At 27.0% G+C, this 12,128-nt stretch carries 16 protein-coding genes; 3 read left to right on the top strand and 13 right to left on the bottom strand.

Annotated elements, in window-relative coordinates:
- Positions 1-45: 45 nt before the first annotated feature.
- The 3 genes from I6U51_RS18445 to I6U51_RS18435 all read right to left on the bottom strand — a co-directional run bounded on the left by I6U51_RS18445 (position 46) and on the right by I6U51_RS18435 (position 1,287).
- The gene (locus tag I6U51_RS18445) at positions 46-621 is read right to left on the bottom strand and encodes a DnaA N-terminal domain-containing protein (protein WP_211144040.1); all 576 of its coding nucleotides are present in this window, start codon (positions 619-621) and stop codon (positions 46-48) included.
- A 73-nt stretch (positions 622-694) separates the two neighbouring features.
- Positions 695-907: a hypothetical protein gene (locus I6U51_RS18440; protein WP_211144039.1), complete on the bottom strand. Its 213-nt coding sequence runs from the start codon at positions 905-907 to the stop codon at positions 695-697.
- A 17-nt stretch (positions 908-924) separates the two neighbouring features.
- Positions 925-1,287, bottom strand: coding sequence for a cyclic-phosphate processing receiver domain-containing protein (locus tag I6U51_RS18435; RefSeq protein WP_211144038.1), 363 nt, complete (start codon positions 1,285-1,287; stop codon positions 925-927).
- 206 nt (positions 1,288-1,493) lie between these two features.
- Here I6U51_RS18435 and I6U51_RS18430 point away from each other — a divergent pair, with 206 nt between their 5' ends.
- Positions 1,494-2,402, top strand: coding sequence for a GIY-YIG nuclease family protein (locus tag I6U51_RS18430; protein ID WP_211144037.1), 909 nt, complete (start codon positions 1,494-1,496; stop codon positions 2,400-2,402).
- A gap of 344 nt (positions 2,403-2,746) precedes the next feature.
- Complete coding sequence (locus I6U51_RS18425) at positions 2,747-3,292, top strand: DUF3841 domain-containing protein (RefSeq protein WP_211144036.1); 546 nt, start codon at positions 2,747-2,749, stop codon at positions 3,290-3,292.
- Between the two features lie 599 nt (positions 3,293-3,891).
- Here the strand turns inward: I6U51_RS18425 and I6U51_RS18420 are convergent.
- The 8 genes from I6U51_RS18420 to I6U51_RS18385 form a co-directional block, all read right to left on the bottom strand.
- The gene (locus I6U51_RS18420) at positions 3,892-4,863 is read right to left on the bottom strand and encodes an SHOCT domain-containing protein (RefSeq protein ID WP_211144035.1); all 972 of its coding nucleotides are present in this window, start codon (positions 4,861-4,863) and stop codon (positions 3,892-3,894) included.
- 294 nt (positions 4,864-5,157) lie between these two features.
- Complete coding sequence (locus tag I6U51_RS18415) at positions 5,158-5,499, bottom strand: hypothetical protein (RefSeq protein ID WP_211144034.1); 342 nt, start codon at positions 5,497-5,499, stop codon at positions 5,158-5,160.
- A 30-nt stretch (positions 5,500-5,529) separates the two neighbouring features.
- Complete coding sequence (locus I6U51_RS18410; protein WP_211144033.1) at positions 5,530-5,802, bottom strand: hypothetical protein; 273 nt, start codon at positions 5,800-5,802, stop codon at positions 5,530-5,532.
- A gap of 84 nt (positions 5,803-5,886) precedes the next feature.
- Positions 5,887-6,213 carry a DUF2971 domain-containing protein gene (locus tag I6U51_RS18405; protein WP_211144032.1) on the bottom strand — a complete coding sequence of 109 codons (327 nt, stop codon included), beginning with the start codon at positions 6,211-6,213 and terminating at the stop codon, positions 5,887-5,889.
- 254 nt (positions 6,214-6,467) lie between these two features.
- Positions 6,468-7,373, bottom strand: a complete 906-nt coding sequence (locus I6U51_RS18400) for a hypothetical protein (RefSeq protein WP_211144031.1) — start codon at positions 7,371-7,373, stop codon at positions 6,468-6,470.
- A gap of 50 nt (positions 7,374-7,423) precedes the next feature.
- Positions 7,424-7,651 (bottom strand): hypothetical protein, encoded by a 228-nt coding sequence (locus I6U51_RS18395; protein ID WP_211144030.1) that lies wholly within the window; start codon positions 7,649-7,651, stop codon positions 7,424-7,426.
- A gap of 109 nt (positions 7,652-7,760) precedes the next feature.
- Entirely contained in the window at positions 7,761-8,198 is a 438-nt protein-coding gene (locus I6U51_RS18390; protein ID WP_211144029.1) for a hypothetical protein, read from the bottom strand.
- Positions 8,199-8,242: 44 nt separating this feature from the next.
- Entirely contained in the window at positions 8,243-9,010 is a 768-nt protein-coding gene (locus I6U51_RS18385) for a hypothetical protein (RefSeq protein ID WP_211144028.1), read from the bottom strand.
- Positions 9,011-9,203: 193 nt separating this feature from the next.
- Between I6U51_RS18385 and I6U51_RS18380 the strand changes: the two genes are divergently transcribed.
- Positions 9,204-9,869, top strand: a complete 666-nt coding sequence (locus tag I6U51_RS18380) for a hypothetical protein (RefSeq protein ID WP_211144027.1) — start codon at positions 9,204-9,206, stop codon at positions 9,867-9,869.
- 104 nt (positions 9,870-9,973) lie between these two features.
- Here I6U51_RS18380 and I6U51_RS18375 read toward each other — a convergent pair whose 3' ends face one another.
- Positions 9,974-10,714: a DNA-directed RNA polymerase subunit alpha C-terminal domain-containing protein gene (locus I6U51_RS18375; protein WP_211144026.1), complete on the bottom strand. Its 741-nt coding sequence runs from the start codon at positions 10,712-10,714 to the stop codon at positions 9,974-9,976.
- Between the two features lie 378 nt (positions 10,715-11,092).
- Positions 11,093-12,055, bottom strand: coding sequence for a tyrosine-type recombinase/integrase (locus I6U51_RS18370; RefSeq protein WP_211144025.1), 963 nt, complete (start codon positions 12,053-12,055; stop codon positions 11,093-11,095).
- Positions 12,056-12,128 lie beyond the last annotated feature (73 nt).

Raw genomic sequence — 12,128 nt, 5'->3', positions numbered from 1 at the left:
ACCACAAGGGGAGCATATCATCTAATAACTCTTTTAGTCCCTTTTTTACCACTTAATTGTTAATCCTGTTTCTTGAGCGTATTCTTCTATTTCTATTTTATAGCCGTTCTCTATAAGACTATCAATTATTTTTTGGACAATTACATGTGTATTAGGATACTTTAATATTTTAGCACATTTATATTTTCCTACATTTGCATTATAAGTAATTCTATCATATATTTCTTTAAGCTCTTCTTCAAATAACTTTTCAACATCTTCTATTTCTGCATTTTTTCTATCCGCTATCTCTCGCATTTTATTCGCACTACAAATTTTTATTTTATTCTCTTCAATGTTGTTTTTTACAATCTTTTCATGACATGCAAGATTTTCATCAACTTCTACAAGTATGTCTTCATATCTAAAGCCATCTCTAAAATGGCTGTAAGCTGAATGGTACAATGATAAATATCTGCTTTGCACAATTCCTTGAACAAAGCTATCTGGAACTTTGATAATAATGTTATTTTCCTCCATATAAGCTTTTTCTAAATATTTAACCCACGTGGAATAGGATATCTCAGTTAATTCGCTTTTAATCATTTGACAAACTCTTGTATTTATATCTTTGAAATCCATTTTATTACCACCTACTACTATATTAAACTAAGTCGACTTGCAAATACTTATTGGTAATACTACATCTATAAACTCATTCTATATTACTCTGCGTATTCTTATTAGTTTTGTGAGTAACCTTTTCTATAGCTTTTTCCCAATCCGCTTCCTCTGCAAGAAGCAAATTGGGCATTTTTATTTCACTAGTTATTAAAGATATTAATTGTCCAAACCTCAAATCCGGGTATTTATCCCACAAATTTTCCAATTTATTCAATAATGGTCTTATTCTATTTTTATCTCTCATTACATTCTCTCCTACCCTTACGTATATTTATTTTCGGTATAAGGAAAATTATACACTTTAATATCTTTGTCAATGAATCCTCTTCTTTGTGCTCCTATTAAAGTCTCATACATGTTAAATCTCCCAACTGGGTTACTTGTATGAATATACACACTAGAAACTCTCAAATTATGTTCACAGATATATTTAACTAAATCATACCCTGTTGGTAATAAATTACCTTCTTCGTCTTCCCCTAAATCGTGGTCAAGAGAAAGAATTTCAACATGAAAGTTTTCAAGATAATATATTGCCTCTTTTAGGGTTCTTGCAATTTCAAACCCATCTGGACAGTCTCTTATGTCATCTACATAAAGATTTTTATATACTTTTCTATTCATAAAATTTTACCACCATATATTCATTAATTATAAGCACTTCAATTTTAAATATACTTACCTTAAGGATAACTTATTATAAAATATAAATATAATAATTGCTATATATTCACTTAATATTTTTACTCGATAAAATCTGCTAGTGTATATTAAATATCTTCATGGAAATAATATCCATTAAGTTATTATTTTTAAAAGTGGTGGTTATTATGTATTGGGTATACAAAATTTTTGATAAAAACATGGTTTTATTATATGTTGGTAAAACAGCTGACTTCCTTAACCGTCCTAAAGCTCATTATAATGACCCTTGGGGCAATGAAATTGATGAGATAATACTTGCAAAGTGCAAATCCAAAACTGATATGGATATTTATGAAACCTATTATATTAATAAACTAAAACCAAAATATAATAGGGCAAAAGTTATGGATGAGCCTTATATTAGTCTTCCAGAGTTCGACACTTGGTTAGACTATGAAACAGAATGTAAAAAGAGAATTTTAGAAAACGAAGCTAAAAATGAATCCAATAATTGCAAAAGCAACAAAGAATCTTTACTTAAACCAAGAAATTGTGATGTTATACTAAAGGAAAATGAAAAAATAAATTTATTTTTCCCTAAAGAATACTCTTCTAATAAGAGTGTTCGATATTACTTCAAAGAATTTGACTATATAGAAATTAGTCCATGTGTTAAATCTTGTACTTTTATAGATGATTTACTATTATACTTTTTACAGTATGGAAAAAAACAATCCAATTGCAGTAATAAGCTTAAAATATCTTCTCAAATTGAAGATATTCTTCAACACTTAAATATGAACCTAAATCAAGAAAGCATCAACACTCTAACAATAGCTATGCATTCAATTATTGGTATTAATGTTGATGGCTCAAATTGGGGATTACACTTTTTTTCAGATTATAATATGGCTGTCTACTCCTATAAGAACGGAATAATATTTAATGGAACAATTAACTTTTCTATCTGTCACTTAGGTTTGCTTGCAAAGCATTTTACATTAAAAGACATAGATTTTAAGACCATCTTTAAAAAATGTAATATTGAATATTCACTTGAAGGCAGTAACATATACAAGAGATTTACAGGTTAAGCCATTCTTTCATTAATAAGCCTTAATAGATGCAAGGTTAGAATATATAAAAACTAGTTTATTAGAAAAAATGCTACAATAAAGAATGCCAGAAGTGTGTATTTAGAAAGAGGGAAAAGGCTCAAGTTTTTAAAAATGTTAATAATGCTTTCTTGTAACTTAGGGTTTGTCTTATGTTATAGTTTTATACTTTTATGTGCTATTTAAAATCATCAATAATAATATATTTTTTCTCCAAGCACTGTTCTTTTATATCTTTTATGTTTACTATGAGTATATTGAAAAAAATTACTAGACAAAGTATTATATATTTTAACAATGTTAGTTAAGGAAAGGTTATCTTTATGAAATTTTATACCGTACAGCATATAGATGCTTGGAGAGAAAGTAAGAAGAAAGGCTATTTAGAAGGTAATAAAGAATTCGCTATAGATGGCTTTGAAAAACACTATAGTTGGATGATGGAACAGATGCATAAGAAACTGTCGAAGTATAATGGAGATTACCCTGTATGGTTATGGAGCCAAAAACCAGATAGGAAGCGTGTAGAACAAAACTACCTAGAAAAAGATACTAAAGGTGTTTTATTAGAAGCTGAGCTAGATAGAGCTGATGTACTTTTATCGGATTTTGAAGCATGGCATGTAGTATTAAACAATGGATTTTTTAGCATATCTGAAGAAGAATATGAACTATGGGAACAAAATAAATGTAATATATTAAAAGAAGAGAGTTGGGAGCGAATATTTGATTTACACCTTCTGGAAAGTATTGGTGATTGGGGAAGTATAACTGAATTGCAAGGTGTTACTGGCAAAATAGATATTGATAAAATTAATGTAATATATGAGTTTGTTGCAACTGGATGCATTCCAGAGGAAGATGATTAGAATAGTTTTATTCTTACAGAATGCAGGCTCCTTACGTTGCTAATGGCTTACCCTAGGAACAGAAACAGTAATTAAACTTGTAGATAAATCTGTTGGGGAAGAAGCATCAAAAAACTATCCTAAAAAAGCTAATGGAATTGCTAACATGAGTTTTAAAAATAGGTATAATAGATGGATGCTTTCTAGCTGGAACTACAGAGTATAAAAAAAGGCTTAAGGTACTTATACAATAGTTTAGGTATTTTATGATGAAAATAAACAACCTATAGAATGGAGTGAATCTGCAAAGAATGCACTTACTTGGGAAAAGTATGATGAGTTAAAAGGAACAGTGGCTCTTATTCAAGAGTCATTTAATAAGCCTGTTCTAGTGATAGAAAAGGATAGATTAAAAGAATTATTATAGCCTAAAAAGGATGCGTTAACTTTGTTGTAACACATCCTTTGTCATTAATTATTCTCCAATTTTCAATATCAAGTAGTGAAATTCTTTCCTAAATGCAATACTAAAAGTTAACTCACTTTTATTCAATCAATATATTTGCTTATATTATTACTATTTGTTTCAAATAAATTGCATTTAAAAACATTATCAATATTTATATTCTTAATAATTGCTTTTTCTTTGCTTGGAATTCTTCTTCAGTGAGAATACCTTCTTCTTTTAATTTTGCTAGTTCTCTTATATTATCAAAAGATGTATCATCATTTGACTTATTTTCTATTTTTTTAATATTATCTCTACTTACATAATTAAACTCTTTTTGAGGAATCATTCTTAACAATATGTCATATGCTTCTGAAGTTAAAAACATATAATATGTTTTACCATAATACTCAAATTCCAATATAGTTTCACGGTTGTCAATTTGCTTATTTTCCGTCTTAATTTCCTCTATCTTTTTTCTGCTACCAATGACAGCACCAGTTCCTCCAGCAATAACACCACCTACGACAGCTCCAGTTAGTGAGCTTCCACCGCCACCTCCTCCGGAGACATTAGTTTCTATATACATGTCTCCTTGTCTTAAAAAACTTTTTATTGATTCAATAGGAATTGCTATACCTCCTGCACAATTTACTAAATCATTATGAACTAAATATAATGTATCTTTATTAGTCCAAATCATCAAATCCAAGTTGTCCCAATTTATTTGTAACTGAGGTTGTGATTTTAAATATTTAACTATTACAGGATTATTTAAAGTACTTTCTGAAATATTAAATCTATCAATAAGAGCCTGTCTAACAGCCAGTATTCTTTCCTCACACTTTTCATTATATTCTTGTTCTTCTTTCTTATATTCTTCATATGCTTTTCTAAACTGTTCGATTTCAATCTTACCTTTAGGTGTTTTCTCATATATTTTATCTGATATATGCCAAGTTAAGAAACTAATCCCAAATGAAACAACAATAATTAGAATAAAACTACATTCTATAATATAATTATCTGCCATCTCATACCCTATTGCAAGTAGGATAATAAAACTTATAATAAAAACTAAACATCCGGGTCTTTTAGGTGCTGATGCTTTTAATTGCGGCTTTTCTAATTTGTCATCAAACATTTTTGTCATCCTTTCCCTTAAGAACTAAAACAAATCCTTCAAAGTACTTTTATAACTTTTAGTTAAGCAACTAAAAATCTCTTTATTTTATATATTTTTACAAATTATAGAAAAATCCTTCAACAATTTACTATATTATTAAATCTTTAAATAAGTTTTCCAAATATGCTATATTAAACAAAATAAAACTCTTTACATTGTAGATAAAATTCTCATTTTATCTATAGGCAAGTTAATTGTAAGTAAAAAGCAATTATTAAGTTAATTAAATCATAATACTAACTCTTTCAAAATCTACATAAATCCAAGAAAAATATCATTCTCTGGAACGCCATAATGAATACTAGCTGCTTTTTTTATAACATCATAATAATCATCCAATTGTGAGTAGAATGTTTCAAGAATATCCCACACTAAAATTAGATATAATGGTTCTCCTCTACTAAGAATATTAAAACCACGAACAGTAACACTTTTATCAAAGAACCTAAAATGTTCATCCAAATATTTACTTAGTTCTTCTCTTGAATTGCTTGTTGTTAAAAATTTTCCAACCTCAGATGAATCTTCAAATAATATTCCTTCATCTTCCAATATTTCTATTGCTTTGTCAATTATTACTTTGTCTATAGCCATTTAATACACCTCCAAATTATAATAAATTACTTATCTTAATTGCTTTAATTCTAATTCATATCTCAAGGAATATTCATTAAAAAACATTTGATAAATTGAGATATCTAATTGATATGCAATATCAAACAAATATTTTTTATTTATTTCAGAACATTTTGCACCTATATAAATAGCAGAAGGTACAGCGTCTAAATATGGCATTCTTGAAAAGTTAGAAGATGCAACACATCTCAATTCATTTTCATAACTCCAACTTAGATGCTTTAAGCAAGCATAATAAACCGAAATCCAAACAACAACCAAATTATCAATACTTATGACTTTTTCTCCAGTTATTTTTGATTTTTCTTTTAAACTTTCAATCTCGGCAACAAAAGAGTCTAATATTCAAGTAATGTCAATTCTTTGTTCAATATATTGAACTGGGAATAAATTAGATAATAAATTTATGTTTTCCCTTAATTTTGTATTATACATTACACAATACCCTTGATGATTATTGGAGTAATGTGCCCACATTGGCATACTATTTACACCATTACTAGTAAAAGAGGATAAGCGAACATAACTTGAAAAATCGTCAATTATTTTCCCATTAAAAGATTTTAAAAAATCATATTTTGATAAAACCTCATTTCGATAAAAAAATGCCTTGTTATCAAATGGGTCATTAAATGATTTTGGTTCAGCCAAATATACTTTCTTACTTAGCAATGTCTTAAGCTTAATGCTATTTTCTTCAAAGTTATCAGAAAGTGAATTATATTTATAAATTACTTCTGGTATATGTAATCGAGTTATTTTATAGATAGTCTACATTATGTCACTATCACTAGGATTTTCTTTTATAAATTCTATTGCTTTTAAATAGTCCATAGGATTTTCCTTGCGATAAGTTTCTAAGTCAAATTTTTCGTTCATCTGCTATACTCCTCTTCTTAATATTAAATATCTACTTAAATTTATATTCAATTCATTTGTTCCAAACAGGCTCTTACAATTGCTTGGGCTTGAACAAATTCCTCACCATACCACATAGAATACTTCTCTGAACTAAAATCTTCATTGTATATATCAGTAAAATCATCCCACCAAGGATTATTTGTATCTCTTAAATTATCATAGTTGCCCGGAAAAACATCGCCTCTGTAAAGTTCATTAAAGCTTTCTTTATCAATTATTAGACCATAACAATCTATTATTAATTCACTATTTTTAAGTTTTTCTATTAATTTGTAAAATGAACATATTTGATGTTGCCCGGTTGCCCCAACATACGAACTAATGTGATAGCATTTAGGCAATATTACATATTTATATTCGCAAATTTTAAGTATTATTATACTCTCTCCTTCTTTTGAATTACATCTAATAAAAAATATACTCTCAGGCTTTAATTCACATATACGTTTATAATATTCTTCTGCATACATTTCAGATTTTTCATTACTCTTATAAGGATGACCTTCTCCAAACTTTAACCACTTTGTATTTACTGCGAAGCAAGATGCAAATTTATCAAGAAAATCAAATGAAGGATAATTATGCCCTTGCATATAACTATTAAGTTCTTCGCTTGTCTGATTTCCCATTACATATGCTAATTTATTTATATTAAATTGTTTTGGTGATTTTTCAAAATTCATGGAATTATATACATATTGCAATCTTTTAGAAATTTCATTTTTAGCATCCTCAATTTCTTTTTTAGCTTCAATATTTTGATTAGCTCTATTATTATCATTAGCATTTATAATAATTTGAATTTGAGTTTTATCTTCCAAATTCTTACCTTTTATAAATATTTTTTTTAAGAAATCATATGACCCATTCCCTATTATAGCCTGTACAATTGTATCTATGATATTAAACATACACACCGCTCCAAACTACATTGAATAAATTATTTTTCATAAATAAACCATTATTTCAACTGCTTGTATTTATCATCTAATTGTTTTAACAATAATCCCAATTGAATTATTGATGAATAGTCCCTCCCCCCTTGATTTAAATCTATAATATATGCATCTAATAACATTTCACTGTTATTAAAATTATTTTCTATATCTTTTAAAACTCTTCTGCAAATACCATTACAACTATCAATACATGTGCTTGAAGAAATCAAATTAATCTCATTTATATTCATAGCTTGCCTTTAGTAGAGACGAATATAATAAGTACATCTCTTACTAAATATTCACTTCCTTTCTTATTGTTTAATTACATTTATAACTTGATTTATTTAATAAAGCTACTTACTCTATATAGTAGCTTCTTGGATTCCTTAAAGCCCTGTTATTCATGATATAATTTTTAGCTATATTTATATCTTTAATTTCAAATTGAATTAATATAGTTCCCTCGAAATGCCATGAGTTTTCTACATCAAATTTTACATCTAGCCCTCTTTTACTAGACCATTCAATTAAATCGGTAGTTAAAGCTTGTTCTTTATTATAGTAAGGTTGAATTACCCAAATTTTCGTGCCGTCTTCTTTTTGAAATATGTTTCTATGGTCAGCTACTATAGGTTCTATTGCCCCTTCTATATTTTTCATATTTGGAATAATCTTATACCATTCTCTATTATCCCTATCCCACTTAACAACACTATTTTTATAAGCCCATTTTAGAAATTTTAATTTTCTCTCTTCTTCTAGCGTTTTTATATATTTTTCTATACCAACTAACATAGTAGTTCCTCCTTATAAAACATCTATCTCAACTGTTACTATTTTTACTTACATGGTTTTACTAATAACACAAATTTCTCATCTTCTTTTTCCTTTAAAACTTTTATGCAAAATCTTTTTGTAGCCTTATGTCCACCAAATATGTACTCATTAAATATTCCAACTGTTAACTCTTGTCCCATAGATGAAGTATAAATTCCACCTAAATTATATTTCTCATCTATAGCTTCTTCAATTGAATAATATGATAAATCATTTACAAACAATTTATCAAAGTTATTCTTTTTATCAATAATTTCATTACCATTATTGCTTAATATTCTATTATGAATAATATCATCGCTGTTGTTAATTTCAATAACATGTTTAATATCACAAATATCTTTTAAATAAGAATAGTCTATATTGTCGTGATTACTTATCCAAAATACCTTTTCTGAATTTCTGTCATTTATAATATCTTGAATATTTTTATCTTCTATTCCTTTTAAAGAGCCTATTGGATATACTAGTATACAATTAAAATTTTTATGTGTATTTTCCTGTGATTTTGACTGCATACTATCTACTTGAATAGAAAGATTGCTTATTTTCTTTATAGCTCCTGTTTTTGCTTTAAACTTCAAAATATATTCACAATCTTGCATACTACTAATTCTTATTAGTATTTTTAAGTGTTTTTCTAAACTATTTAAGTACCTAAGTACATCAAAAAGCTTTTTTTGTACATTTGTACCTACCACTAGGCAATGCTTTTCACTCGATTTCAAAAACTCATTTAAACTTATTATAACCTCTTCCTTATTTCTCATATATTTATCCCCCATTTTTCCCCTTTTACTTTGTATATTAATCAACTTTTACAATATATTATAAATAATACAACCTAGTTTGTCCAATAATGTTATAATATAGTAGTAAGAAAAAATAATACTATTATATTTATTTCTTAAAGTAACAAGCAAAGCCTCATTACTAGGATACAATAAGGAGAGTTACAATCACATGGATAAAGTATTTATTTGGGAAAATATTATAGACTGGGCTAAAATTATTATCACTAATAGAGACATATGGGATTATTATACACATATTCGTATGTATCACGCTTGTAAACCTATTAATATAAATAGTTATTATGAAAGTGATATTAAAGTTTTAAATTTGGAATCATTAAAGAAAACCGCTATAAATTATTTCATTTCTAATAAACCATCAACTCTTTTACCTAAGGACATAGATGAAGCATTCGACTATGTAGGTTCTGATTTACGTGAAGGACGTGTTTATTTGGCATTAGATAAAAGAGATTTAATAGAGTATTGTGGTCATTATTTAATATACGGTAGTGAATTTTTACAAGGCGTAGCTATATACTTAAGAAGCAAATATAATAAAAATTATTTAAATATACTAAAGAATATAGGTACTCCTACAATCTTTTCATGTGATATCCCTATAAATATTATTAATGATTCTTATCTTCAAGAACTAAATGAATGTATCAAAAAAAGCTTATTAATTAATAATACTCATATAGAAGCTCCAAATAAAGATTTTGCAATTCCATTTTATAATGACATTGATTCTAGTTATATTGCAGGACATTTTCATCCTACATCTATCAAAGACCCTTTAAATTCCTTTTATTTAACAAAGTTTAAGATTTGAAACAATTCAAAATATGAAAAATAGACCTTAGTTACAAATTGAAATGCTTAAGGTCTATTTTATGTGTAATTGATTCAATATAAAATTTTGATATTCAGAAAAAACTATTTATACATATTTAAAATCTCCTCTAACTTGCGCTCCATTTCTATTTTATATCGCCCTTGTCCATCTTCCCAAGGCATATTTCTAGAATGTTGCAAATTAATTAAGGTTTGTAATAATTCTTTATTTATATTCTCTATTCTATCAAATTCTCTAACTATTTCTGTATGCAAGTATCTTAAATCAATTTGTCTGTTATCTACAGCCTTAACAAGATTGTAAATATACTCTCTATCGACTTTTATATTTACTGGCGGTATATTTATTGACTTTTCAATCTTTGATTTCCTTTCATCAACATTTTCAGTTGTTTCTTTTTTATTGTTATCTCTTTTAAACATGCTTAGCTGCTTACCATTTCTTTCTTTATATTCGTTCATGCATTGTTTTATATGATTCCGGCTCGTCTTACCAATACTTCTTATTGTATAAATATCTTCTTCTGTCAATACTAAAAGTTCATCAATACTTCTAATATTCTTTTCATTTAAAGCGTTAATGCATCGTGTATCAAATTTTAGTAATTTAGATAAATCATACAACTTTGTCTCTTGATTTATTTCGTTTTTTGATTCCAGACTTTCCATTTCATTACAATACGCTTTGAATTTTTTATGCTTTTCTATTATGTAAGCAATTCTTGAATAGGACATATTATATTCTTTAGCTAATTCACTATACTTTGTCCCGCTTTTAGCTTTTTCAATTATTTCTAAATCTCTTGTACTATAGTTAGTCATACTTAAACGCCGCCTCCAAAATACTTAAAAAAAACTATAATGTGTTATCCTATTTATAACTAAATAATTTATTAAAGTCCTTATTTATTTTTCTATTAAATGAAACTATTACAATACCAACTAAAATTATACAGGATTGTATAAAAAAAATAAATCTCTATTAATTATAATATATATCCACGAAACTTTATTGGATACATGATACAATTAATAAAGATATTTAAAACTAGATTGTGCTACTGCTACTTTAACCTTTTCTACTACCTGTCATTTTTTCTTATGTAGTAGAACACATATATTGTTTATTGAACCTCTACTCCGAATAGAAATAATCTGATTTTGTTTTAATTCTATCAAATCCCGTTGTATAGTTATCCGTTATCTTTTAGCTCCTCTTTGGATTGACATTCTTATGCTTTTCTTTGACAATACATCGAGGGGGTTATACATCTGTATGTCATTTTTTACATCTAAAGGTAATAGATTTATATAGCGTTCAGTTGTTTTTATATTAGAATGACCTAATATAGTTTTTAACCTGTAAATATCCCCACCGTTTTTAATAAACATAGTGGAAAAAGTATTTCTAAAGGTATTAATACCATGGAACTTTACTTTTCTATGTTTAAAGTAATTCTCTAAATTCTGATGACAAGTATCATAACTCATTTTTTCCCCATTTAATTTTGAAAATAAATACTCTTCCTTTTTTAATCCTATTCTTTGTATATATTCTCTTAAAGTTACTTTTAGCGTATTAGATAAAGGTACTGTAATCTGTCTTTTAGTCTTCATATGTCTAAACAATATACTACCTGTAATAAAATCTACATCTATCACATGTACATTTAGTAACGTTTCTGCCCTGCACCCCGTACCTAGTAAAAATGAAACAATAGCCCAAGAACGAAAATCTCCTACTAAGCAATTATTTATATTAGGCTTTTTTAATAACTTTAATACTTCTTCCTCTGTGTAAACTTCTTTTTTCTCTAATAAGATATTGGGTATTTTAACATCAAATTTTTTTAAATAATTATTATTGAAACAATATGTTAAAAAAGCTCTAATTTTAATTACAAATGTCTGATAAGTATTACCTTTATACCCTTCTTTACGCATATAACTTATATATTTTTCTATTTTATCTTTTGTTAGCTCTGTAATGTTAGAATCCAAATCTATGACTTTATTTAATACATATTTTCCAAACCTTTCTTTAGACTCTATTGTCATTTTTCTTTGTCCTATGCTTATGCAATATTCTAAGTAGTCTATATACAACTCTTCTATGGTTTTATTAGTTATTTTTTTTATGTTTTTTAACTTTAATTTAGCCACTTTTTATTCCATACCTCCAACCATTTTTTCATAATTACGTGTATGGAATGATTTCTATAACCAACTTGTTAAT

It is taken from the genome of Clostridium aciditolerans (assembly GCF_016316925.1).
Lineage (GTDB): Bacteria > Bacillota > Clostridia > Clostridiales > Clostridiaceae > Clostridium_AM > Clostridium_AM aciditolerans.
This window is presented reverse-complemented; position numbering and strand designations above follow the sequence as displayed.

Excerpts from the sequence above, each read along its gene's own strand:
- I6U51_RS18395 (WP_211144030.1), bottom strand. The coding sequence starts at position 7,651 with ATGAATATAAATGAGATTAATTTGATTTCTTCAAGCACATGTATTGAT.
- I6U51_RS18380 (WP_211144027.1), top strand. The coding sequence starts at position 9,204 with ATGGATAAAGTATTTATTTGGGAAAATATTATAGACTGGGCTAAAATT.
- I6U51_RS18425 (WP_211144036.1), top strand. The coding sequence starts at position 2,747 with ATGAAATTTTATACCGTACAGCATATAGATGCTTGGAGAGAAAGTAAG.
- I6U51_RS18440 (WP_211144039.1), bottom strand. The coding sequence starts at position 907 with ATGAGAGATAAAAATAGAATAAGACCATTATTGAATAAATTGGAAAAT.
- I6U51_RS18415 (WP_211144034.1), bottom strand. The coding sequence starts at position 5,499 with ATGGCTATAGACAAAGTAATAATTGACAAAGCAATAGAAATATTGGAA.
- I6U51_RS18445 (WP_211144040.1), bottom strand. The coding sequence starts at position 621 with ATGGATTTCAAAGATATAAATACAAGAGTTTGTCAAATGATTAAAAGC.
- I6U51_RS18430 (WP_211144037.1), top strand. The coding sequence starts at position 1,494 with ATGTATTGGGTATACAAAATTTTTGATAAAAACATGGTTTTATTATAT.
- I6U51_RS18385 (WP_211144028.1), bottom strand. The coding sequence starts at position 9,010 with ATGAGAAATAAGGAAGAGGTTATAATAAGTTTAAATGAGTTTTTGAAA.
- I6U51_RS18390 (WP_211144029.1), bottom strand. The coding sequence starts at position 8,198 with ATGTTAGTTGGTATAGAAAAATATATAAAAACGCTAGAAGAAGAGAGA.
- I6U51_RS18420 (WP_211144035.1), bottom strand. The coding sequence starts at position 4,863 with ATGTTTGATGACAAATTAGAAAAGCCGCAATTAAAAGCATCAGCACCT.
- I6U51_RS18375 (WP_211144026.1), bottom strand. The coding sequence starts at position 10,714 with ATGACTAACTATAGTACAAGAGATTTAGAAATAATTGAAAAAGCTAAA.
- I6U51_RS18435 (WP_211144038.1), bottom strand. The coding sequence starts at position 1,287 with ATGAATAGAAAAGTATATAAAAATCTTTATGTAGATGACATAAGAGAC.
- I6U51_RS18400 (WP_211144031.1), bottom strand. The coding sequence starts at position 7,373 with ATGTTTAATATCATAGATACAATTGTACAGGCTATAATAGGGAATGGG.